Below are 22,683 nucleotides of genomic sequence, written 5' to 3'. Positions count from 1 at the left end.
ACCCGCGAGAAACGGGCGCTGTCCGCGTCACCGTCCCCGGGACCACGCGGCCCAGAGATCCGCGTAGGCTCCACCCTGCTCCACCAGTTCCCGGTGTGTCCCACGCTCCACGATCCGTCCGGATTCCATGAGCCAGACCTCATCGGCGCGTACCGCCTGATCGAGGCGGTGCGCGATGATTACCGCGGTACGTCCGTGCACCACGTTCCACGCGGCCTCCTCCAGTGCGGTTCCTCCCCCTGCGCCGGCCTCCGCGGTCGCCTCGTCGAGAATCACCACCGGAGGATCGACGAGAAGTACCCGGGCCAGCGCCACCTGCTGTGCCTCCACCGGCCCGAGCACCTGCCCCCGTTCCCCCACGACGGTGTCCAGACCGTCGGGTAGAGCGGCAACCCAGTCGTCGGCACCGACCCGCCGGAGGGCGTCGACCAGCGCCGTGTCATCCGCGTCCGGCCGGGCCAGCAGGAGATCCTCCCTCAGGGTCCCGGCGAAGACGTGGGCACCCTGTGTGACCAGGCACACCGCCCGCGCGCGCTGTCCGGGAGTGAGAGTCGACGCATCCGTCGTGCCGATCAGAACCCGCCCCGAGGACACCGGCCGACAGCCCGCGATGAGGGCACCGAGCGTCGACTTCCCGGCGCCGGAGGCCCCGACGAGTGCGGTGACGGTGCCGGGTGCGACCTCGGACGTGACGTCGTCGAGGATCGTCCGACCACCCGGGTAGCTGAAGGTGAGGTGTTCCAGCCGCAGACCCGGTGCTGTACCGGGCGGGATCCCGTGCGCGTCAGCCACCTCCACGGGCCGACTGTCCGGTTCAACGATCACTCCGACCACCCTGCGCAGGGACGCGGCGGCGGACGCCAGGGGGTCGATGAGGACGACGAGCATCCCGATGGGCTGGAACAGTCTGAGGAAGTAGAGGGCCGCGGTGGTGACCACCCCGACGGAGACCTCGCCCCGTTCGACCAGGAACCAGCCGGTCACCAGGACGCCGGACATACCGGTGTACTCGGCCAGGTTGATCCCGCCGAACAACCGGTTGATCAGGATCCGGATCCACACACCCAGTTCGACCGCACGCCAGGAGTGGTCGCCGATCTCGGACCGGCGGGACGCCTGCAGGTTGAATGCGCGCACCGTACGCAGTCCGCGGAGACTCGCGAGGATTCCGGTGGCCCGCTGCGCCATCTCCATCCGCTGGCACAGATACGCGTTTGGGGCGTGCGTCCGGTACCGATGGACGAAGAGCACGTAGACAGGTAGCAGCAGAACCGCCACACCGAGGAACCGTGGGTCCAAAAGGGCCATTCCGACGACGGTGACGGCAACGGCGAACCCACCTATCGCGAGGGACGCCAGAGACTGGTTGACCGCCCGAGTCATCTCCGCGACGTCATCGGTCGTCCGGGAGACGAGATCCCCGACCCCGACCTCCTCGATGCGCTCGGCGGGCATTCCGATTCCACCGGCGATGACCCGCTCCCGCAGAGAGGCGATGACGCGTTCCACGGTCCCGGCCATGAGCACGTAGCCGAACCCGGTCAACACCGCCATCGCCCCCACCGACGCCGCCATGGCGCCCGCCGAGAACCAGACGGCTGTCGTCCCCGTCCGGCCCAGCAGCGGGTGCCCGTCGCGCACCAGGTCGACCAACCCGCCCATGAGGCGGGGTGTCACGAGCCCCAGTGCGGATCCCGCTATGAGCAGGACGAGCGACGCGCAGAACCGGAGGAGATGCGGTCGGAGCTCCGTGACGAGCACATGGCGGACCTGAGCCCCGGTGGCGACGTGCAGCGCATTGCACGCCCCGGAGACATCCGGTCTCCGTTCACGGGCTCCCGGGGCCACGGCATCCGACTGCATCACGGTGCCACTCTCTTCCCGGCGGGAACGGGTCCGATGACCTCATCGGCCGAGGCCCGCCATGCGGGGGAACCCGTGCACACGACCGTCGTCCGACCGGAGCGGAGGATGCGGATGCGCTCGACGATCCTGGCCTCGGTGACCGAGTCGACCGCGGAGGTCGGGTTGTCCAGGACGAGGATGTCGGCGTCGGCCGCCAGTGCCCGGGCCAGTGCCACACGCTGGCACTGGCCTCCGGAGAGCCTGTCGCCGCAGTCACCGGTCACGGTGTCGAGTCCCTCCGGAGAGGAGATGATGTCGTCCAGTCCGGCGGCGAGCGCGGCCGAATCGACGGTCACCACCGGTACCGCGGTGGCGGCGGGGACGGTACAGCCGATTCCCTCGGCGATGTTGCGTCCGACGGTTCCGTCGAAGACCTGCGCCCGGTGCGGTGCGACGAGGATCCGGGAGCGCACGGCATCGACGTCCAGGTCCGCGAGGTCGGTTCCTCCGACCCGGATGTGCCCGGGTTCCGCGGGCACCGTCATCGCGAGCAGGTCGGTGATCCGGGCTACCTCGGGGGCGGGTAGATCGAGGACGGTCAGCGCGCCGGGCGCGATCATCAGTGTGTCGCCGTGTGCGGAAAGCTCGAGGGCCGTCGCGCCGTACGGGCGTGGTTCCGGACCGGGGTCGGTGTCGAGGAACACCCTGGGCGCCTGGAGTATCCCGAGAACGCGGGCGGCGCTTCCTTTTCCGGTCGCCCAGAGAACCGCCCCGAAGTCACCGACGAAGTTCAGTGGTTCAGTGACCAACTGAGCGAGGCCGATGACGGTGATCATCTGACCGAGGGTGATACGCCCGGTGACCGCGAGCAGCGCACCGGCGACGGCGATCGCGGCGATGAGCAGTCCCCCGGTTATCCTCATCGACCCGGTGAGGATCGCGTTCGAGTCGACGGACCGCAGTGTCGCGGACAATGCCCGCCGCGACAACCCCTGGTAGCGTGCCACGGCGGCCCTGTCGGCGCCGAGTCCCTTGATCACCCGGACCCCCTGCATCATGTCCGCGGCAGTTCCGGCGGCCTCTGCGGCGGCCTGTTGCTGCGCCCGGAACCGTGTCGCCAGGGGTCCCCCGACCTTTTCCGCGACGAACAGCACGATCAGCGCCCCGAGGACCGTCGCGACCCCCAGGGGCCAGTGGATGCGCAGCAGGATGGCGGCGCCGAAGATGAGGCCGACCATCTGTCCCACCGGATAGAGCAGAGCCTGCGTGCTCATGGCGACCTGGCGTACATCGGTCGCGGCGATGGCGAGCAGTTCGCCGGGGAGTCTGCGGTCGCCGCCGAGTCCGCGCGGGTCGAGCATCCGGTCAGTGAGGCGCATGCGGAGCCCGTGTTCGACGTAGTTCATCGAGATCCAGCCGAGCCGCGACGCGTACCTGTAGGCGGTGGACAGCACGAGGAAGTCGAGGGCCAGGAGAACGAGGAGCAGGATGAAGGTCCTACCGTCTCCTGCGGCGATGCCGTGGTCGACGGCCAGGCCGACGATGACCGGCACCCCCATCTCCCCGATCTGGTGTGTGGCTGACAGGAACAGCGCGGGCACCATGAGACGCGGGTGGGCCGTCATCGACCGCCACAGCAGCTGCCTGGGAGTTGTTTCCGCATCGACGCTCGGGGCATCCGGTGCCTCCGCGCGGGCCCTGTCGGTGATCCCACCGGGAATGCCGGCTGTCGCTGTCATGCATCCTCCTCGGTGGGAACGTGATCTCAGTTTCCCAGATTAAGGTGCGGCTCACCTTCCCGCCACATCGGAGATTCCTGCCAGCCCCCGCGCGGGGACCTTCACGCCGGGGTGCCGAAGTCAGATTCCGCCCATGAACACGTGACGCATGGGGGTACCCGACCACAACGGCCCCGTTTGTCCGGACCGATCGGATCCACTGATAATGCTTCTCATGACGACTTTTGAACAACGTTCAACTGCGCCTCCGGAACAGTCCCCGCTCCCCGGCCGGGGGCGGATACTGACCTCCGTCGCCGGGGTGGAGATGTGGGAGCGGTTCTCCTTCTACGGCATGCAGGCGATCATGCTGTACTACCTCTACCACTCCGCCACCGACGGCGGCCTCGGGATCGACCGCGCGGACGCCACCGCCCTGATGGGGGCGTACGGCTCCCTGGTCTACCTCTGTACCCTGGGCGGTGGCTGGGTCGCGGACCGGATCGCCGGGGCGGAGAAAACCCTCCTCGGTGGTGCGCTCATCCTCGTCGCGGGGCACCTGATCCTCGCCCTCGTGCCCGGAATACCGGGCGTCACCGCCGGTCTCCTTGCGGTCGCCGTCGGATCCGGCGCACTGAAGGCCTCAGCGATCACCGTTCTCGGTATCGCCTTCGCCGGTGACGAGGGAAGGCGCGACGCGGGTTTCCAGATCTTCTACCTGGGAATCAACATCGGTGCGCTCCTGGGGCCACTCCTCACCGGTTGGCTCCAGGACTCCCGCGGTTTCCACTACGGGTTCGGTGCCGCCGCCGTCCTGATGCTCGTCGGGCTCGCCAACTATCTCCTCACCCGCTCCCCGGATATCGCGGCCGGCCCCTCCGATCCCCTGCCCGCCTCCTCCCGTCCCCTCCTCATCGCGGTTGCCGCCGGATCCGCCGCTGTCGCCGCCGTCGCGGCCGGTACCGGATGGTTGAATGCCGGATCCGCCGCAAACGTGTTCCTCGCACTGACCCTCGGCGCCGCGGTCGTACTGTTCGCCCGCATGCTCCGCGACGGGTCGCTCAAGGAGGTCGAACGGCGCAGGATCACGGCATTCATCCCCGTGTTCCTCGCCTCGACCGCGTTCTGGTCCGTCCTCAACCAGACCTACGGTGTGTTCGCCGTGTACTCGGACATCCGGCTGAACCGGACCATGGAGCTGTTCGGATCCGTGCACGAGGTCCCGGCCTCGTGGACCCAGTCACTCAATCCGGCCTGCATCCTCATCCTGTCAGGCCCGACGGCACTGCTGTGGGCCCGACTGGGTGACCGGATCGGTTCCGCGACGAAGATGGCCGTGGGGGTCATCATCTCCGGGTGCGGCCTGCTCGTACTCCTCCCCTTCGCGGGCGGCGGACCGGGCAGCACACCGTTCCCAGCGCTCGCCGCGGCCGTCCTCGTGATCACCTGCGGGGAACTGCTCGTCGGCCCGGTCGGGATGTCCACCACGACCGCGTTGGCGCCAGCGAGCTACGGGACGCGGTTCTCCGCGCTCTACTTCCTCACCATGGCTGCGGGAACCGCCGCGGCGGGTGTCATCTCGAGGCTCTACAACCCCGAGGATGCGGCGGCGGAACGGTTCTACTTCACCGCCTGCGGACTCGTCGTCATCGCGATCGGTACCGTGGTGCTCGCCCTCGGCCGCCGGATCAACCGGCTGACGCACACGGAAGACCCGACGCGGTGACGCACCGTGGAAACTCCCGTTCCACCGAATCGGTTGGAGAAAGGGGATAATGGATCCGACAGCCGTCCGTCCACCGGAGACAGATCGGCTTCCCCACGAAGGAGGGCCCGTGTCACGTCGTCCGATCGGCCGCACCGCTCCGGCGTTTCCGGCGGTCGTCCTCGTCGCGCTCGGATTCAGTGCCGCGGCCTGTGACTTCGGCCGGGATCCCCTGTTGAAGGCGCTCGAGACACATCCCGAATCCGTCGCGCCGGCGACCCTCTACGATTCCGGAGCCACGGGGATGGCGGTGATCTGCCCCTACCAGCCCCGCGCCGCCGTGGATGAGGTACTCGGCGACAGCCCGCACAAGGACATCCCGGAGAGCGGCCTGCTCGAGGACTCGAACGCGCTCGGCATCGTGAAACCGTCCGGGCGCACGATCATCAAGAAGTTCGCCCGCTCGAAGGTCGATCTCTGCTCCCGTCCGGTCGATCTGGAGCTCTACCCCGGGGGTACCTCAGCGACTTTCAGGGAGCACGGGGGGACCTTCACACTCGTCTCCCTGGACCCGGAAGGACCGGATTCCGCAGGTCAGTAGTCCTCGTCGATGGAGTCGACGTCGGGGAGCAGCGGCGCCAGGTCGGGTAACCGGTCGAGACTGTCGATGCCGAGCAGCTCCAGCAGGAGTTCCGTGGTGACGTAGCGGTGGGCCCCCGTGGTCTCGTCGTTCTCGACCTCGCGGATCAATCCGCGCAGCTGCAGCGTCCGCATAACACCGTCGACGTTGACACCACGGACGGCGGACACCTGCGCGCGGGTCACCGGCTGACGGTAGGCGACGACGGCGAGCGTCTCCAGGGCGGCGCGGCTCAGGCGTGACTGGCTGCCGTCGAGGACCAGTTTCTCGACCACCCCGGCGTTCTCCGGCCGGGTGTAGAGCCGCCACCCTTCGGCACTGCGGCGGAGGTCGAAACCACTTCCCCGGGTCTCGAATTCGGTCCGGATCTCACCGAGGATCCCAGCCACGAGCTCCCCTTCCGCCCCGAGCACACGGGACAGGGTGTCCACATCAACGGGTGTGTCGACGACGAGGAGGATCGACTCGATCTGGGACCGCAGTGCGGTCACCGGTGCCGGGAATTGTGTTTCACTCACCCGGGACACTCTACCGGTCCCCGGGTGTGTGTCAGGGCCCCACCGGCTGACATGCCTGCGGGCTGCCCCATTCGGACCACGAGCCGTCGTAGACGGTGAGATCGGTGTAGCCGGCGTACTCGGCGGCGAGCGCATCGACGCACGCCGTGACCCCGGAGCCGCAGCTGAAGGTCAGACGACGGGCGTCGCCCACGACCTGACGGAAGATCTTCGCGAGTTCCCCGGGAGACCGCAGGTGACCGTCGTCGAGGACCCTGGTGAAGGGGATATTCACGCTACCGGGGATGTGGCCGGGTTTGAGCCCCGGCCGGGGTTCCGCCTCGACGCCGGCGAAGCGTCCCGCACTCCGGGCGTCGACGACCTCCCACGCACTCCGCGCCAGCGCCCGGGACACTCCGGGTATGCCGACCAGGAGGTCCGGACGCCCGGGCGCCGTTATCGTGCCCCGGGTCGTCGGTGACGCGAGGGGCTCAACCGCGTGACCGGCCGAGGTCCACGCCGGGAGGCCCCCGTCGAGGACGGCGACGTTGTCCAGGCCAGCGACCCTCGCGAGCCACCACACCCGGGGGGCGCACATGATGCCGAAACGGTCGTAGACCACCACCGCCGTACCGTCCGAGATGCCCCGGGCCTCGAACACCCCGCGGACATCCGCGGGAACGGTGTGTGGGAGCGGGGAATCGGCATCGGAGAAATCGTCCTCCAGATCGGCGAGCAGGGCCCCCGGCACCCCCACCGAGCTCTTCGCGGGATTTCCCATGGACGCGCACAGGACGACGAGGTCCGCGTCCCGCCTGGTGAGCTGGTCGGACAACCAGTCGACGGAAACAACTGGACCGGGAACTGTGACTGAGGACATGGGATGAGGATACGGGACTGTTTCACCGGTAAAAACACCCGAATAGGGGTGGCTGAGTGGAGCTCGAAGTGCCACAACCGAAATCCCCCGGGCAGAAACCCCGCTCGGTGGCCTCGGGTCACCCCCGGACGGCACCGGGGAAGACTGACCTATCATCGTCGATGACGGAGCATGTTTAACAGATTTAACAGGTCGAGGTTACGGCGCCACCCGCCCGAGGGGAAACGTGAATGACCCGGCCGTGAGAAACCCCTTCCCCCACCTTCGGCAGTTCCCCGGAACTGCTCGTCGGACGCGACGGCATCCTGGACGCCTTCAACCGCGGGCTGGACGAGGAGCCCGGGTCACCGACACGCGCACTCCTGCTGTCCGGTCAGCGTGGCGTGGGCAAGACCGCCCTCCTCAACGCGATCGAGGACCGGCGCAGACCCTCGGCTGGCTGACCATCGCCTAGACCGCGCTGGAGGGCCTGATCGACAGGCTCGTCACCGATCATCTTCCGACACTTCTCCGAAACCACGATCCCCGGTCGGTGACCAGGCACCTCGACGGTGTGACCGCCCCGGGAGGGATCGGCGGAGCCACCTTCACCGTCCGCGACCGGAACCCTGGGACACCGTCGCTCCGGTCGCAGCTCACGGACCTCACCGGGATTCTCGCGCCCCACCGTACCGGCGTCCTGATGACCGTGGATGAGGTCTGGCCGGGCTCCGCCGGGGAACTCCGCGAGTTGGCCCCGGTGATCCAGCACCTGTTCCGGGAGGCACGTCCCGTCGCCGTCGTGATGGCGGGACTGCCCGAGAACGTCGATGCACTACTGAACGCCGAGTCCATCACGTTCCTGCGGCGGGCGCACCACTCGATCCTCGGTGCCGTGACGAGAGCTGAGGCCCGCGCGGCACTAGAGGTACCGGTCACCGCGCCGGGGCGACGATTCGACGACGACGCCCTCGACGTCGCGGTCGACACAACCCGCGGCTATCCCTACATGATCCAGCTGATCGGATACCACGCCTTCGCGGTGCACGGGGAGGGAACCATCACCCTCGATGCGGTGACCACGGCCCGGCGGAGGGCGCTGGGTGAGCACATCATCTCCGCGCCCGCACACGGGCTCGTCGATCTACCGATGCCGGGAATGCGCGACTACCTGCGACTCGACCCGGACGCCACCGAGGCCGCGTACACCGGCTTCTGGTGAACCTCCCCCGGGCGGCTCACTCCCAGTTGCCGGCCGCGACCACCCGGGGATCGACCTCGCGCCCGGTCCACGCGATCCGCAACTCCCCCAGGGCGTCCTCCTGTTCCACACCGATGGCCTGCGCCTTGTACAGCTCCAGCAGCGCAAGGAAGCGGCCGACCACCTCCATGGAGACGGTGCAGTCGCGGGTCAGCGCAGCGAAGGTGAGCCACTGTTCCGCTCCGGCGAGCCGCAGGGTGTCCAGTATCCGTCCGGCCTGCTCCGGGACGGAGACGGCGACCTTGTGGATGTGGTCGGTACCGACGAGCTCCGGGACCCTGGGACGGAACACACCGGCCGCGAGCTCGGCGAAACTCGCCGGAGTGTGTCCGAGAGTCACCGGTGGGAGCAGTTCGGCGAACCTCTCCTCGAGACTGACCGCACGGGGATAGCGCCTGGGGGCGCCCCGCTGCCAGGTCGCGAAGAGTTCCGCGACCTGTTTGTAGGCTCGGTACTGGAGCAGACGCGCGAACAGGAGGTCACGGGACTCGAGGAGGGCTAGGTCCTCCTCGCTGTCCACCTCCCCCCGGGGCAGCAGCCGCGCGGTCTTCAGATCCAGGAGGGTCGCGGCCACGACGAGGAACTCGGTGATCTCATCCAGCTCGGCGGTCTCCCCGAGAGCCCGGGTGTAGGCGATGAATTCGTCGGTCACCCGTGACAGACTCACCTCCGTGACATCGAGCTTCTTCTGGCCGATGAGCTGCAGGAGCAGGTCGAAGGGGCCGGTGAAGTTCGCGAGCGCGACCCGGAATCCCGTGATCTCCGGCTGTTCCCCCAGCGTCGCGGAGGAGGCGTGGATCCGTTGGCCCACGGTCAGTCGACGGTCCGCTCGATGACCTCGCGGGCGAGGTTCCGGTACTGGTCCGCCCCCTGGGAGTTGGGCGCCCAGGTGATGATCGGTTCACCTGCGACGGAGGTCTCCGGGAAACGCACCGTCCGGGTTATCACCGTGTCGAACACCTGGTCGCCGAACACCTCCACGACCCGGGACATGACCTCGCGGGCGTGGCTCGTCCGCCGGTCGAACATGGTGACCAGGATCCCGATGATCTCGAGGTCGAAGTTGAGCCGGTCACGGACCTTCTCGACGGTGTCGGTGAGTAACGCGAGCCCCCGGAGAGAGAAGTATGCGCACTCCATCGGGATGATGACACCGTGGGAACAGGCCAGTGCGTTGACGGTCAACAGCCCGAGGGAGGGCTGACAGTCGATGATGATGTAGTCGTAGTCCCGCATTACGGGACGGAGCGCACGGGCGAGGGTCTGCTCGCGACCGACCTCGTTGACCAACTGGATCTCCGCGGCCGAGAGGTCGATGTTGGCGGGGACGAGATCCAGGCCGGGGACGTTGGTGCGGTGGATGGCGTTGAGCACGGAGGTGGAGCTGTCGACCATCAGGTTGTAGACGGTCAGATCGAGTTCGTCGTGCGGAATACCGAGACCCGCCGACAGGGCGCCCTGCGGGTCGAGGTCGACCAGCAGCACCTTCCGTCCCTCCGCAGCAAGGCAGGCACCGAGGTTGATGGTGGACGTGGTTTTGCCCACGCCGCCCTTCTGGTTGCACATGGAGAGGATCGTCGCGGGTCCGTGCCTGTCCAACGGCGCGGGTTCTGCGGGCTCGCGGAGGGGGCGCCCGGTCAGACCTACCTGGGGTCCCGGTGAATCGAACAGCGCCGAATCACTCACAGTCAATCCCTCTTCCTTGTCATTCGCACATACACACAGGGCCGCGTGAAACGCCCGTGACTCCGGTGGCGGGCTCCGGTGGCGCGGCCGACGGAAACCGTTCTCTTACACCGGTGTGTTTCCAGATTACATGGTCGGCGTCGATCACCCCGCCGACACCACCGAACAGCGGATTCAACACGAAGAACAAGCGTGAGACCTTGACACGGGCCTCACGCCCGTGGGTGGGCGCCGGCCCACACCTGACGGAGGTTCTCCGGTGTGACGTGGGTGTAGATCTGGGTGGTCGTCACGGAGGCGTGCCCGAGCAGCTCCTGGACGACGCGGATGTTCGCCCCACCCTGCAGCAGGTGGGTGGCGTAGGAGTGCCGGAGAGTGTGCGGTGAGATCCTGGCGTCGATTCCGGCACGCTCGGCGGTGTCCCGGATGATGCGCCAGGCGCTCTGCCTGCTGAGCGGTCCCCCACGGCGGTTGAGCAGAAGTGCGTGGGTCCGCCCCCGGGACATCGCGGGCCTGCCGCGGACCAGCCATGCCTCGACCGCGCGGATCGCCGGGGTGCCCACCGGAACCATTCTCTGGATGTCGCCCTTGCCGGTGAGCACGAGCATCGTCACGGAGCCGTCCGGGTTCGCCCGGGGCGCATCGTCGACCGGCAGGGACGTGATCTCGGAGATCCGGGCCCCCGTGCCGTAGAGCAGCTCCAGAAGCGCCCTGTCGCGGAGATCCTCGGGAGAGGCTCGCTCGCCGGTGGGCACGGCATTCATGAGAGCATCCACCTGATCGACTGTGAGGGTCTCGGGCAGCCGATCACCGACGGACGGGGGCTGGACCTGACCGGACACGTCCAGTTCGAGTTTCCCCTCGGACACGCCGAACCTGTGGAGCCCCCGCGCCACAACCAGGGCACGTGCCGCGGAGGAGGCGGCCAGTGCCCTCCGACCGGTGTCCGGGTCACCCGTGCGCAGGTGGATGAGATAGCGCTCGATGTCCGTTTCGCGGACCTCCCTCAGGTCCTCCAGTCCCGCCTCATCGAGCCAGTCGAGGTAGCGCCGCAGATCGCGGCGGTAGTTCGACTCGGTGTTCGACGACACCCCCCGCTCCACCACGAGGTGATCGAGCCAGGTCCGTGCGAGTTCCCGGGGATCCGTCACAACCCCTTGAGATCCTCACCCGGAGCGCGGCCCGCACCGCGACGTCCGGGAAGAGACGTCGGTCGGAGCCGGAACGGTTCGTCGACGCTCCTGGGCGTGCCGCGCCCCGCGAGGATGTCGAGCCCCACCATGATGCCGGCGACGGCGATCGAGTTGACGATCTCCCCCGACACCACCATCCGGTGGACCTCCTCGGGATCGAACCACGTGAGGACCATGTCCGATTCCTCGTCGTCGGCCGCCTCCGGACGCTCGACCCCGGAGATGTCGCGGGCGAGGTACACCCGTACCGCTTCCTCGCAGAAGCCCGGGGAGCTGACCACGTCGGTCAACAGATCCCACCGGTCGGCCCGCAGGCCGGCTTCCTCGGCCAACTCCCGGACGGCGCAGTCCAGGGGATCTTCACCGGCCAGATCGAGAAGACCCGCCGGAAGCTCCCAGAGCCGGTCCCGGACACAGTGCCGGTACTGGTGGACCAGTGCGATACGCTCCCCGTCGAAGGCGAGAACGGCGACCGCACCGAAGTGCTCGACGATCTCCCGTGCGGCGAGGCTTCCACCCGGCATGGTCACCCGGTCACGGCGGACCGCGATGATCGGGGCCTCGAGGAGCAGCTCCGACTCGGTGACGGTGAACTCATGCGAACCGGGTGCGGTCAAGGGGATGATCTCCTATCGGTGGACGTGGCGATCCACCGCTGCGGCGACGAGTGCGGCGAACAGCGGGTGTGGACGGGTCGGGCGGGACTTGTACTCCGGGTGCGCCTGCGTGGCCACGAGGAACGGGTGCACGTCACGCGGGTACTCGACGAACTCGACGAGCCTGCCGTCGGGTGACGTACCGGAGAACACGAGCCCCGAGCCTTCGGCGATCCGGTCCCGGTAGACGTTGTTCACCTCGTAACGGTGGCGGTGGCGTTCGGACACCTCGGTCGTTCCGTAGGTCTCCGCGACGACCGAACCCTCCTCGAGCACGGCCGGGTAGGCCCCGAGACGCATGGTCCCACCCAGATCCGCCTTGCCGGAGACCGCGTCATGCTGGTCCGCCATCGTCGCGATGACGGGGGCGGGGGTCTCCGGATCGAATTCCGCTGAGGATGCGTCCTCGATCCCGGCGGCGCGGGCCGCCTCGATGACTGTGCACTGCAGTCCGAGGCACAGCCCGAGGAGCGGTATGCCGTTCTCGCGGCAGTACCGCACGGCGCCGATCTTCCCCTCGATACCGCGGATTCCGAAACCACCGGGCACGACGACGCCGTCGACGCCGTCGAGTGCCTTCGCGGCGCCCTCGGTCGTCTCACAGTCATCACTGGGAACCCAACGGATCACGGTCCGGACGTTGTTTCCGAATCCGCCGGCCCGGATCGCCTCGGTGACGGAGAGATACGCGTCGGGAAGGTCGATGTACTTGCCGACCAGCGCGATGGTGACCTCACCGGAGGGGTTGTGGACCCGCTCCAGCAGACCGCCCCACACCGTCCAGTCGACGTCACGGAAGGGCAGTCCCAGGCGACGGATCAGGAAGGAGTCGAGATGCTCGCGGTGCAGGACCTTCGGGATGTTGTAGATGGATGGCGCGTCCGCGCAGGAGATGACGCCCTCCTCGTCCACGTCGCACATCAGCGCGATCTTCGACTTCAGTGCGTCGGGGACCTCACGGTCGCAGCGGAGCACCAGCGCGTCGGGGACGATGCCGATGGATCGCAGCGCGGCGACGGAGTGCTGGGTCGGCTTGGTCTTCAGTTCGCCGGACGGTGCGAGGTAGGGAACGAGAGAGACGTGGATGAAGAAGATGTTCTCCCGCCCGACGTCATGGCGGGCCTGTCGGGCTGCCTCGAGAAAGGGCTGCGACTCGATGTCGCCGACGGTACCGCCGATCTCGGTGATGACGATGTCGGGGCGGACGCCGTCGGCGTCCGGCTCCCCCATCTCGAGGACACGACGCTTGATCTCATCGGTGATGTGGGGAATGACCTGAACCGTGTGGCCGAGGAATTCCCCGCGCCGTTCACGGGCGATGACCGTGGAGTACACCTGTCCGGTGGTGACGTTCGCGTTGGAACCGAGGTTACGGTCGAGGAAACGCTCGTAGTGACCGAGATCGAGATCGGTCTCGGCACCGTCGTCGGTGACGAAGACCTCGCCGTGCTCGAAGGGGTTCATGGTGCCCGGATCGACGTTGAGGTACGGATCCAGCTTCTGCATGGTCACCTTCAGGCCACGTGCGGTGAGCAGCTGCCCGAGGCTGGAGGCCGTCAGGCCCTTACCCAGCGAAGACGCGACACCTCCGGTGACGAAGATGTACTTGGTATCAATGCCACGCGTATGCGACAAAAGGGGCTCCCGGGGTTCTAGGTCGATCCCGGGCTCACTGCCGGGCGGGATCGAGGTGTACGGACTGCCCCACCCGAAGCATCGGCATCAACCGGTTGATCCGCCTGCCCCACGGACGTGGAGCGGGCCCGGAAAACGAGGAAACCGCAGGTGGTGCTGAAGGTTAACGGCAACGTAACCCACGGGTCTCCAGTTTAACACAGCCCCCGGCCCCACCCGGGGCCGCTATCCGGCCTCCGGAGCGGGCGCAGCCTGCTCTTCAACGGGCTGGTCCTCGACCGGCGCCTCCGGTGCCGGAGCCCCGTCCGCCACGGGCTCCGGATCCCGGACCGGACCGGTGGGCCTGGCGGGTGCGGCGGCTTCCGCGGAGGCCGCCGAACCGTAGGAACCGGAATCGCCCTCGCGCTCGTAGCGTGCCGCGAGAACCGTCGCCATGCGCCCGTAGGCGCGGTCGATGGAGTCGACGGTGGAGACGTGCCGGTTCGCGTCCGGATTCCCCCGCAGGACACCTATGGCGCCGGTGTCCGCGGCGGCGTGCACCCGGCCTGCGAGGACCACACCGCGGCCCCGCGTGTCCAGGGCCGTCGCGAAGGTGGCGAGATTCTTGGCCGCGAACCGGTCGCCGGAGCCGTCGTCGTCACCGGTGACGATCACGATGATGTCGGCGGGTCGGATGGTCCCGTGCTCGAAGGTGATGAAGCCGGCCTCGGAGAGCGCGTTCAGCAGGAGATCCCGTTCCCCCGCGTCCGCCTGCGGATCGCCGGTCACCGGATCCTTGAACAGGGCGGAGCCCAGGGCTTCACCGGAGTGGGTGCCGGGGTCGAGCCGGTCGAGGGAGAGCTGCGCGCCGGCCGGAAGCGTCGAGGTGACGATCGTCTTCAGCCCGTCGGCGCCCTCCTGATCCAGGAACTTCTCCGTCAGCGCGATCGTGCCCGCGTCGACCGCATCGGCTTTCCCGAGGAGCCAGGCGATGTTGTCGATGTCCTCCTGATCCGCCCCGGGAGTCGTGATGAGCAGGACCGACTGGTCGGTGAGGGTACCGGCCACGGTCTCCTCGGCGACGCTCGCGACGACCGCATCCGCGGTGTCCGCCTGAGCGGCTCCGATCTCGGCGTTGAGACGGGCCTCACTGAGCTGTGCGGGCGTGATCGTCTCGGTTCCCGACTCCCCCTCCGGGAGGATCGGGGCCAGTACGCAGGCACCCAGAGCTACGCCGCCCGCGATGCCGAAGAAGATGCCCGCCAGCGGTCCGAATCGACGCCGTGATGTGTGGGCCATGGGTGAGAACTCCTGATCAGGTGTGGTGAGAGGTTGGTGGCGGAGAATCCGCTAGCGGAACCAGCCTTGGACGGTCAGCGCGAGATTGTTCCAGGTGTCGATGAGGTTGCCGGTGAAATCTCCGTCCCCGGAGGTGCCCGCGATGACGACGATCACGGCTACCGCGACGAGGAAGCCGAGCAGGGTCCAGAGCCACGCGAGGTTGACCGGTCCGCCGACGTTGTAGAGCTCCGCAACCGTTTCACCGTCGATCAACCGGGCACCGAGCTTCGCCCTCGTGAGAAGCGCCGAGGGGGTCGCCTCGGGGCCGTCGACGAAGATCGTGTGGAGATCCAGGGGCGCGCCGGCGTTCACGATGAGGGAAGCGCCGTGGTAGTCGGCCAGGAGCAGCGCGAGGTCGGTGGCCGATTTACTGGCGGCGGGGAACGTCATCGCACCGATGCCGAGGTCCTGGATACGCTCCAGCCCGACGGCGTGCCCGTCAGGATCCGCCGGAAGCACGACACGGGCGCCGCTGCGGAGCGCCTCCGAACCGATGCCGGACGGATCGCCGACGACGAGGTCGGGGGTGTACTTGGCGTCGACGAGGGCGTCCGCGGCGGAATCGACACCGATGAGAACCGGATCGTACTCGCGGATGAAGTTGTGCAGCCGTTTCAGCTGTTCCCGGTGGTCGGGACCGGGTGAGAGGACCAGGACCTTCCGGTTGGCGATCTCGACGCCCGTCTCCGGGACCCCGAGGCCGTCGATGAGCAGCGGAGCCTCGGAGTGGATGAACTGGATCGTGTTCCCGAAGAACGCCTCCATGTGGTCCACGAGCGACCCCTGGGCCTCGGTGAATGCGACCTCCGCGGAACGGGTGTCGAGGACCCGTCCCGCACAGATCAGGGTCCCTCCCTGGTAGAGCTCGCCGTCTTCGGTGAGCACACCCTTGCGGCCGTCCCTGAGGTGGCGCCACACTTCCGCACCGACGCTGTCCACGAGAGTGATACCGGCGTCGAGCATCATCTGGGGACCGAAGTTCGGAACCGCACCCGTGGTGAACCCGGCGACGTTGACGACGGCGGCGGGACGGGCGTCGATCAGCCGCTGAGCGAACGCACGGTTGATGTCCGGGGCATCGATCACGGCGATGTCGCCTTCGGAAAGACGTTTCAGGCCCTTCCCTCGGCGGGTGCACTCGCGGAGAGTGCCATGCAGGCCGGGGAGATCTACGGTGCGGGAGAACAGACTCATGCCGCTATTGTGCAACCGGGCGGGCCCCACGTGGTGGAGACTCGCGGAACAACGTGCAGGATGTCCGCCCGGCAGGTCTCTCCGTCAGCGGAACTCGGCGCGGGCCTTCGCGGCGGTGTCGAGAAGTTCCCGTGCGTGTGCCCGGCCCGTCGCGGTGTCGTCGAGGCCGGCGAGCATGCGGGAGATCTCCTCGACCCGCCGGTCATCGTCCAGCACCTCGACCCCGGAGGTCACGGAGGAGTCCCCGACCTGCTTCGCGACGTGGAGGTGAGTGTCCGCGAATGCCGCGACCTGCGGCAGGTGGGTTACCACGATGACCTGGTTGTTCACGGCCAGGCGCGCGAGCCGACGTCCGATCTCGACCGCGGCCCGCCCACCGACCCCTGCATCGACCTCGTCGAACACGAGTGTCGCCCCGCTGGTCCCGGCCGCGAGAATGACCTCGAGTGCGAGCATGACGCGTGACAGTTCGCCACCGGAAGCGGTCGTGGCCAGGGCGCGAGCCCCGGTGTCGGGGGTCGCTGCGAGAAGGAATTCGATGTCGTCCGCGCCGTCCGCGCCCGGGACAACCTGCCGGAGGGCGACCTCGAAGCGGGATTTGGCCATCGCGAGTCCCTGCAGCTCCCCGGTCACCTCACCACCCAGTCTCTCCGCGGCGGCGGCCCGGGCCGCCGTCAGTTTCTCCGCGGAGGAACGCATCGTCTTCTCCGCCTCCGCCGTCTCGGCACGCAGCTTCTCGACGGCGTCGCTGGAGACGTCGATGGCGGCGAGCTTGCGGCGTGCCTTGTCCCGCCATGCGAGAACCCCGTCGATGTCCGCGGCGTATTTCCTGGTCAGCTGCTTGAGCTGTTGTTGGCGCTGCAGCATCTGCTCGAGGGCGGCGGGGTCGGCGGGTAGGCCGGACAGGAATGCGCCGAGTTCCGCGGAGATCTCCCCCAGCTGAGAGGTCATCTCGCCCAGTCTCGCCGCGACCGCGGCGAGAACGGGATCATCCGACCCCACCAGCGCCGACTGGGCCGCACCGAGGAGGTCAGAGGCTCCCGAGGTGTCGGCTGCCCCGTCGAAACCACCGAGCGCCTCGGGCCCGTCGACCGCGATGACGGCGGCGGTCGCCTGTTCCCGCAGACCGTCGACATCCTGGAGCCGACGGATCTGATCCTTGAGGTCGGTGTCCTCGCCCGGCCCGGGATCCACGTCATCGATCTCCCCGATCGCGAACTGGAGGCGGTCAACCTCCTGCGCGAGCTCACGCCGCCGCGTCGTCCGTTCCTTCAGGTCCCTGGCTTTGTCCCGCCAGGACCGCCACGCCCGCCTATAGTCCGAGAGAAGCGGCGCTATCCGCGGATCGAACCTGTCGAGAGCGGCCAACTGGCGTTCCGGCGACAACAACCGCAGCTGGTCGTTCTGCCCGTGGATCGTGAGCAGGTCCGCGGTGAAGTCCGCGAGGGTGGCGGCGGGAACCGAGCGGCCACCGAGATGAGCCCTGCTGCGTCCGGTCGCGTTGACGGTGCGCGATGCTATGAATTCGCCGTTCTCGTCGGCGGTGCCGCCGGCGGCGTCCACGAGTTTGGTGACCGCACACGCGGTCTCCGTGGGCAGCTGATCGACGAGAAATCTGCCCTCGACCACCGCTTGTGCGGCGCCGGTCCGGACCCTCGAGGCATCGGCCCGGCCACCGCACAACAGTCGGAGTCCGGAGACCACCATGGTTTTACCTGCACCGGTCTCCCCGGTCAGCACCGTGAGCCCGGCGTCGAGTTCGGTGGTGGCGACGGGAATGACACCGAGGTTCTCGATCGTGATCTCTGCAAGCATGCCACCACGATACAGCAACGTTTAGAACAGGCGTGCTAGAGCAGGGAACGGTTGTGGAGCTGTCAGGTACCGGCGGGTCCGTCCTGCTTCGCCGGACCGGGCCCCCGCCATCCCTCCACCGGAAGACGGAACTTGGTCACGAGTCGGTCCGTGAACGTCGACTCGTCCAGTCGGACCCAACGGACCGGCCGGCGACCGCGCTCCACCTCTATCCGTGATCCGGGCGGCATGGGCAGTTCCCGGAAACCGTCCATGATCGCGACCGCCGCCGAGGTGTCCGAGTTCGACTCCACCGCGACGATCGATGAGGGGCTGACCACCAGAGGCTTGGCGAACAGGGCGTGAGCGTTGTTCGGGACGACGAGAATGGCGTCGAGCTCCGGCCAGAGCACCGGCCCCCCGGCGGAGAACGCGTATGCCGTGGACCCGGTCGGGGTTGAGATGAGCATGCCGTCGCACCCGAAGGTGGTGACCGGACGACCGTCCACCTCGAGGGTCGCGTCGAGAACCCCGGAGCGGTTGAGGTTCTCCACACTGACCTCGTTCAGCGCCCACGCGGTACCCACCTCCTCCTGATCGGCCCCCAGGACGGTGACGTCAAGGGTCATCCGGTCCTCAATCCGGTAGTCCCGCTCGATGACCCGGGTGATCGCCAGTTCCAGGGAATCCGACTCCCATTCGGCGAGAAACCCGACGTGTCCGAGATTGATTCCGAGGACGGGCAGGTCATTCATGTGCGCGATGTCGGCGGCGCGCAGGAATGTGCCGTCGCCGCCCAGAACCAGGACGAGCTCAACCCCGTCGGCGGCCTCCGCACAGTGCGCGTAACGGGGAAAACGACCCAGCACGGGATGCTCGACCAGGACGGTCGGGTCACTGGGCGTCAGTACCCGCACCCGGAGGCCTGCGGCATCCAGCAGCTCCGCCGCGTCAGCGGTTGCCTCCAGGTTGGCTCGGCGCCCCACGTGCGGAACAAGTAGTACTTCGCGGTCGGTCATTTCGGGCCTTCCTCCACTGCTCGTTCCACCATCTTCCGGATCTCGTCGTCCCCGTCGTACCGGGGCCCGCCACCGTCGGTGCCGGGCCCGTTGACGAGCCACAGGAAGTACTCTACGTTGCCGGATGGTCCGGGAAGCGGGGACGCGACGACACCCCGGACCGTCATCCCGAGGTCCCCGGCGAAGCGGGCGATGTCGTAGGTGACCTCCATCCTGAGCTCGGGACTGCGCACGACGCCACCGGACCCGAGCCGCTCCTTGCCCACCTCGAACTGCGGTTTCACCATGGGCAGCAGATCGGCGCCGGGGACCGTGCAGTCACGGATCGCCGGGAGGACGAGTCGGAGGGAGATGAACGACAGGTCCCCGACCATGGCGTCACACCGCCCGCCGAGCGCTTCCGGGGTGATTCCGCGGATGTTGGTCCGGTCCAGGACACGCACCCGGGGATCATTCTGGAGTCGCCAGATCAACTGGCCGTAACCGACGTCTACGGCGACGACCTCGGACGCTCCCCGACGGAGACAGACGTCCGTGAAGCCACCGGTCGACGCTCCCGCGTCGAGGACGCGCCGCCCGGACAGGGTGAGTCCGTCCGCGGTGAACGCGTCGAGAGCCCCGAGCAACTTGTGCGCGCCTCTCGAGGCGTACGTGTCCTCCTCGGCCTCGGAGACCCGGATCGAGACCTCGGGGTTGACGACGGTGGCCGGTTTGACCGCGAGAATTCCCCCCACTTCCACCCTCTTGCCGCGGATCATCTCCACCGCGTGCTCACGGGACCGCGCTATCTTGCGGCGGACGAGTTCGGCGTCGAGACGCCTGCGGGCGACCATCAGGAGACTCCTCGGTGTTCGGTGGCGTGCGTGTCGGGTGACGGAGTGGCGGGACGGGCCCCACCGGAACTACTGCAGCGCATCGTGCAGGATCTGGTGTGCTCTGGCGAGCTGCTCGGCCTCCTCGGCCAGCGTCGCCGTCGGCTCCCCCAGAACAGCGTCCAGACTGTTCCGGACTTGTTCCGGGGTGGTCCGCGGTGTTCCGGGATCGCCGGGCACCGGCGCGCCGGACCGCGGTCCCGGTTTCGGGTGTCCGGACATCCTCACCACCACTGTTCGAGCACACGACGCGCATCGGCGCTGTCTCCGGTGACCTCGCCGACCGTGGCTTGCGTGGCCCACGCGACGGCGGCGGCGGTCCGGAGCGCCTGCACGGCGGTCGAATCAGGGGTTCCGCCGCTGATTCGGAGTACGCCGGCGTCGACGGTAGCGGTGAAGCCCCCCTGCGCCCCGGGGCGCAGGGTGTCGGTGGCTTCGTCGAAGACGTCGAGGGTGTCCGAGATGAGTGTCGGACGGTGGGGCACGGGTGCTCTGAGCACGTCATGGTGACCACTCACCCCGGTGAGCACGCAGAGGGTGTCCATTCCGGCGGCGACCCCTCCCGCGATGTCGGTGTCGAGTCGGTCGCCGACCGCGAGCGGCGCGGTGCAGCCGAGGGCCCGGGCCGCCGAGTGGAACATCGCCGGTTCCGGCTTTCCCGCGGAGATCGGGGAGACACCGGTGGCGGAGACCACAGCCGCGACCATCGAGCCGTTGCCGACGTGCAGCCCGCGTTCCTTCGGGAGTGTGGTGTCCAGGTTACTCGCCAGGTACAGGGCACCCTTCCGGATGGCGAGTGCCGCCTCGGAGAGGTGCGCCCATCCGGTGTCCGGGTTGTGGCCGTGCAGGACGGCCACAGGATCGTCATCCGCGGAGTCGGTGAGCCTGAAACCGGCCTCAGCCGCCAGGGAACGGAAGGAGTCGGTGCCGAGGACGAGGACCGTCGAACCCGCGGGGACACGGTCCGCGGCGAGCTGGATCGCCGCCAGGGCGGAGGTCATGACGTCCTCCGGGCGGGTGTCCAGACCGAGGGAGTTGAGTTGCTCGGCCACATCACGGGGAGCGCGCGAGGCGTTGTTGGTCACGTAGACGGCGGGTAGGCCGGAGCCGCTGACGGCCGGGACGGCACCCGGTACAGCGGCCCCACCCTGGTAGATCGTTCCGTCGAGATCCAGGAGAAGAGCGTCGTAGTCTGAGGCCACAGTCATGGTCCATCAGTCTACCGAGGGCGGCAACGGACCGAATCCGGTGCCCCGGTCAACCGACCGCGTCGGGCCCGGGATCAGCCGAGTTCGGCGAGCCGCTCGTCGGTGTCGAGCAGTTCCCCGGTATCGGCCTTCTTGGCGTTGGTGAACCATTCCCTGGCCTCCTCCGCGCGCCCTGCGGCGGCCAGCGCGTCCGCGTAGGCGTAGAAGAGCCTGGCCGCGGAAGATCCGGTACGGGCGGGATTGAGGTCCTCGCGCTGCAGTTCGATCACCGCGGCGTCGACATCGCCCATGTCCTTGCGGGCTCCGGCGATGACGATCGCGAATTCGGTCCTCGACTCCGGGTCGAGGGCGTCGAGGTCCTCGTTCCTGGACATCTCGATGGCGCGTTCGGGGCGACCGAGGCCACGCTCGCAGTCGGCCATCACCGCGAGGAGGCCCGGTCCACCGCTCATCCGTCGGGCGGCACGGAGCTCGGCCAACGCCTCCTTCCATTCACCCGCGTGATAGGCGGCGATACCGCACGTCTCCCGGACCACCGCGACGCGGCCCGCCCGATCCTTGGCGGCACGGGCGTGGCGAAGGGCGAGCTCGGGATCGTCCGCCATGAGGGTCGCGGACATGACCATGTGCCGGCCGACGGCCTCGGCGTTGTCCTTCGACAGCGACCGGAGGTCCTGACGGACCGACGGGTCGAGGTCATGTGCGGTGATGTCGTCGGGAAGGTCAGGTTCGGTCATACGGGCCTTGATGCGTTCCTCCCGGAAACCGGACCGCTGCGGTCCAGCACGGAACCCGTCATCGCGGCGGCCTGCCCCCGCCCGCTGCGCATGTCCGCGGCCACCGTTGTTGTTTCGTCCGCCGCGACGCTCGTCGTCCCGGCTCCCCGCCGAACGGCGTTCGCCACCGCGAGGGGGACGGGATTCCCGGTTGTCCCTGTCGTAGCCGCCCCCACGGCGATCGCCGGTGTCCCGGTCTCCGTAGCCACGACCGCCCGATCCTTCCGTACCCCGTCGGTCGCCCCGGCGCCTGTCGTCGTCGGAGGACGACGGGCGGCCACGGTATCCGTCACGCTTCCGCCGATCGTCGTCGGTGGTGAACCCTCCGGTCTTGCGGTCGTAGGTCGCTTTCGGACGGTCGCCTGAATCGGAGCGCCCCCCGCGGGAACCACGGGAAGTCTGCGGTCGACCGGAGGACGGACGGTTGTCTCCCCGACCCCGGCCAGAGTGACGGTTGTCGTTGGAATTGTGTTCAGCCATGACACATGCCCTTCCGGGATCATCGGGTTTGAAACGGTTTACGGACGGCGACCACCCGTGGGAACACGGGTAGCCGGAGGAATTCATGCTACCCCGCCACATATCCGGGGCGGCGGACGCACGAAAAAGCGTGGACCATGATCGTGACCTTGACCCCCTGGGGGCATCATGGTCGGATCATGGTCCACGCTTCGTTTTTGTGAAGTTGTAGTGTCGGCGGTGTCCTACTCTCCCACACGCTCCCGCATGCAGTACCATCGGCGCTGGTGGGCTTAGCTTCCGGGTTCGGAATGGGACCGGGCGTTTCCCCACCGCTAAAACCACC

20 protein-coding genes and 1 rRNA gene are annotated in these 22,683 nt (G+C 68.1%); 3 read left to right on the top strand and 18 right to left on the bottom strand.

What is annotated here, in order from left to right:
• Positions 1-27: 27 nt before the first annotated feature.
• A complete protein-coding gene (locus tag KRX55_RS09570; RefSeq protein WP_255567751.1) occupies positions 28-1,863 on the bottom strand; it encodes an ABC transporter ATP-binding protein in 1,836 nt (611 codons plus the stop codon).
• Entirely contained in the window at positions 1,863-3,584 is a 1,722-nt protein-coding gene (locus KRX55_RS09565; RefSeq protein WP_218407513.1) for an ABC transporter transmembrane domain-containing protein, read from the bottom strand. The genes KRX55_RS09570 and KRX55_RS09565 overlap by 1 nt, the downstream gene beginning before the upstream one ends.
• A 214-nt stretch (positions 3,585-3,798) precedes the next feature.
• Between KRX55_RS09565 and KRX55_RS09560 the strand changes: the two genes are divergently transcribed.
• Together KRX55_RS09560 and KRX55_RS09555 are read left to right on the top strand one after the other, a co-directional pair.
• A complete protein-coding gene (locus KRX55_RS09560) occupies positions 3,799-5,289 on the top strand; it encodes a peptide MFS transporter (RefSeq protein ID WP_255567742.1) in 1,491 nt (496 codons plus the stop codon).
• A 109-nt stretch (positions 5,290-5,398) separates the two neighbouring features.
• A complete protein-coding gene (locus KRX55_RS09555) occupies positions 5,399-5,869 on the top strand; it encodes a hypothetical protein (protein WP_218407511.1) in 471 nt (156 codons plus the stop codon).
• Here KRX55_RS09555 and scpB read toward each other — a convergent pair.
• Together scpB and KRX55_RS09545 are read right to left on the bottom strand one after the other, a co-directional pair.
• Positions 5,863-6,426: an SMC-Scp complex subunit ScpB gene (gene scpB, locus KRX55_RS09550; RefSeq protein ID WP_370625816.1), complete on the bottom strand. Its 564-nt coding sequence runs from the start codon at positions 6,424-6,426 to the stop codon at positions 5,863-5,865. The genes KRX55_RS09555 and scpB overlap by 7 nt on opposite strands.
• Positions 6,427-6,457: 31 nt before the next feature.
• Positions 6,458-7,285 (bottom strand): sulfurtransferase, encoded by an 828-nt coding sequence (locus KRX55_RS09545; protein ID WP_218407509.1) that lies wholly within the window; start codon positions 7,283-7,285, stop codon positions 6,458-6,460.
• A gap of 532 nt (positions 7,286-7,817) precedes the next feature.
• On the opposite strand from KRX55_RS09545, the gene KRX55_RS09540 reads away from it, so the two are divergent.
• Entirely contained in the window at positions 7,818-8,486 is a 669-nt protein-coding gene (locus tag KRX55_RS09540; RefSeq protein ID WP_218407508.1) for a hypothetical protein, read from the top strand.
• A 16-nt stretch (positions 8,487-8,502) separates the two neighbouring features.
• Here KRX55_RS09540 and KRX55_RS09535 read toward each other — a convergent pair whose 3' ends face one another.
• From KRX55_RS09535 to rrf, 14 genes are all read right to left on the bottom strand, one after another.
• Positions 8,503-9,336: a segregation and condensation protein A gene (locus KRX55_RS09535; RefSeq protein ID WP_370625815.1), complete on the bottom strand. Its 834-nt coding sequence runs from the start codon at positions 9,334-9,336 to the stop codon at positions 8,503-8,505.
• 2 nt (positions 9,337-9,338) lie between these two features.
• The gene (locus KRX55_RS09530; RefSeq protein ID WP_218407594.1) at positions 9,339-10,211 is read right to left on the bottom strand and encodes a ParA family protein; all 873 of its coding nucleotides are present in this window, start codon (positions 10,209-10,211) and stop codon (positions 9,339-9,341) included.
• A gap of 212 nt (positions 10,212-10,423) precedes the next feature.
• Positions 10,424-11,362 carry a site-specific tyrosine recombinase XerD gene (locus tag KRX55_RS09525; protein ID WP_218407507.1) on the bottom strand — a complete coding sequence of 313 codons (939 nt, stop codon included), beginning with the start codon at positions 11,360-11,362 and terminating at the stop codon, positions 10,424-10,426.
• Positions 11,359-12,021, bottom strand: a complete 663-nt coding sequence (locus KRX55_RS09520; RefSeq protein WP_304505533.1) for an NUDIX domain-containing protein — start codon at positions 12,019-12,021, stop codon at positions 11,359-11,361. Before KRX55_RS09520 ends, KRX55_RS09525 begins: the two co-directional genes overlap by 4 nt.
• Positions 12,022-12,033: 12 nt before the next feature.
• The gene (locus tag KRX55_RS09515; protein WP_218407506.1) at positions 12,034-13,695 is read right to left on the bottom strand and encodes a CTP synthase; all 1,662 of its coding nucleotides are present in this window, start codon (positions 13,693-13,695) and stop codon (positions 12,034-12,036) included.
• Positions 13,696-13,920: 225 nt separating this feature from the next.
• Positions 13,921-14,973, bottom strand: coding sequence for a copper transporter (locus tag KRX55_RS09510; protein ID WP_218407505.1), 1,053 nt, complete (start codon positions 14,971-14,973; stop codon positions 13,921-13,923).
• A 51-nt stretch (positions 14,974-15,024) separates the two neighbouring features.
• Positions 15,025-16,209: a putative cytokinetic ring protein SteA gene (gene steA / locus KRX55_RS09505; RefSeq protein WP_218407504.1), complete on the bottom strand. Its 1,185-nt coding sequence runs from the start codon at positions 16,207-16,209 to the stop codon at positions 15,025-15,027.
• A gap of 84 nt (positions 16,210-16,293) precedes the next feature.
• The gene (recN, locus tag KRX55_RS09500) at positions 16,294-18,024 is read right to left on the bottom strand and encodes a DNA repair protein RecN (RefSeq protein WP_218407503.1); all 1,731 of its coding nucleotides are present in this window, start codon (positions 18,022-18,024) and stop codon (positions 16,294-16,296) included.
• A 62-nt stretch (positions 18,025-18,086) separates the two neighbouring features.
• Entirely contained in the window at positions 18,087-19,022 is a 936-nt protein-coding gene (locus KRX55_RS09495; protein ID WP_218407502.1) for an NAD kinase, read from the bottom strand.
• Entirely contained in the window at positions 19,019-19,855 is an 837-nt protein-coding gene (locus tag KRX55_RS09490) for a TlyA family RNA methyltransferase (protein ID WP_218407501.1), read from the bottom strand. Before KRX55_RS09490 ends, KRX55_RS09495 begins: the two co-directional genes overlap by 4 nt.
• A 69-nt stretch (positions 19,856-19,924) precedes the next feature.
• Entirely contained in the window at positions 19,925-20,116 is a 192-nt protein-coding gene (locus tag KRX55_RS09485; RefSeq protein ID WP_218407607.1) for a hypothetical protein, read from the bottom strand.
• 2 nt (positions 20,117-20,118) lie between these two features.
• On the bottom strand, positions 20,119-21,102 hold the full coding sequence (locus KRX55_RS09480) for an HAD-IIA family hydrolase (RefSeq protein ID WP_218407500.1): 984 nt from the start codon (positions 21,100-21,102) through the stop codon (positions 20,119-20,121).
• A 74-nt stretch (positions 21,103-21,176) separates the two neighbouring features.
• Positions 21,177-22,358 carry a hypothetical protein gene (locus KRX55_RS09475; RefSeq protein WP_218407499.1) on the bottom strand — a complete coding sequence of 394 codons (1,182 nt, stop codon included), beginning with the start codon at positions 22,356-22,358 and terminating at the stop codon, positions 21,177-21,179.
• Between the two features lie 211 nt (positions 22,359-22,569).
• Positions 22,570-22,683: ribosomal RNA gene (rrf, locus tag KRX55_RS09470) — 5S ribosomal RNA — on the bottom strand; the annotation flags it as partial.

The organism is Corynebacterium sp. TAE3-ERU16, assembly GCF_019209935.1.
Lineage (GTDB): Bacteria > Actinomycetota > Actinomycetes > Mycobacteriales > Mycobacteriaceae > Corynebacterium > Corynebacterium antarcticum.
This window is presented reverse-complemented; position numbering and strand designations above follow the sequence as displayed.

Bases quoted from the DNA above. Each gene is read 5' to 3' on its own strand.
- KRX55_RS09510 (WP_218407505.1), bottom strand. From the start codon at position 14,973: ATGGCCCACACATCACGGCGTCGATTCGGACCGCTGGCGGGCATCTTC.
- KRX55_RS09480 (WP_218407500.1), bottom strand. From the start codon at position 21,102: ATGACTGTGGCCTCAGACTACGACGCTCTTCTCCTGGATCTCGACGGA.
- steA (WP_218407504.1), bottom strand. From the start codon at position 16,209: ATGAGTCTGTTCTCCCGCACCGTAGATCTCCCCGGCCTGCATGGCACT.
- KRX55_RS09560 (WP_255567742.1), top strand. From the start codon at position 3,799: ATGACGACTTTTGAACAACGTTCAACTGCGCCTCCGGAACAGTCCCCG.
- KRX55_RS09490 (WP_218407501.1), bottom strand. From the start codon at position 19,855: ATGGTCGCCCGCAGGCGTCTCGACGCCGAACTCGTCCGCCGCAAGATA.
- KRX55_RS09485 (WP_218407607.1), bottom strand. From the start codon at position 20,116: ATGTCCGGACACCCGAAACCGGGACCGCGGTCCGGCGCGCCGGTGCCC.
- KRX55_RS09475 (WP_218407499.1), bottom strand. From the start codon at position 22,358: ATGGCTGAACACAATTCCAACGACAACCGTCACTCTGGCCGGGGTCGG.
- KRX55_RS09495 (WP_218407502.1), bottom strand. From the start codon at position 19,022: ATGACCGACCGCGAAGTACTACTTGTTCCGCACGTGGGGCGCCGAGCC.
- KRX55_RS09545 (WP_218407509.1), bottom strand. From the start codon at position 7,285: ATGTCCTCAGTCACAGTTCCCGGTCCAGTTGTTTCCGTCGACTGGTTG.
- recN (WP_218407503.1), bottom strand. From the start codon at position 18,024: ATGCTTGCAGAGATCACGATCGAGAACCTCGGTGTCATTCCCGTCGCC.
- KRX55_RS09565 (WP_218407513.1), bottom strand. From the start codon at position 3,584: ATGACAGCGACAGCCGGCATTCCCGGTGGGATCACCGACAGGGCCCGC.
- KRX55_RS09570 (WP_255567751.1), bottom strand. From the start codon at position 1,863: ATGCAGTCGGATGCCGTGGCCCCGGGAGCCCGTGAACGGAGACCGGAT.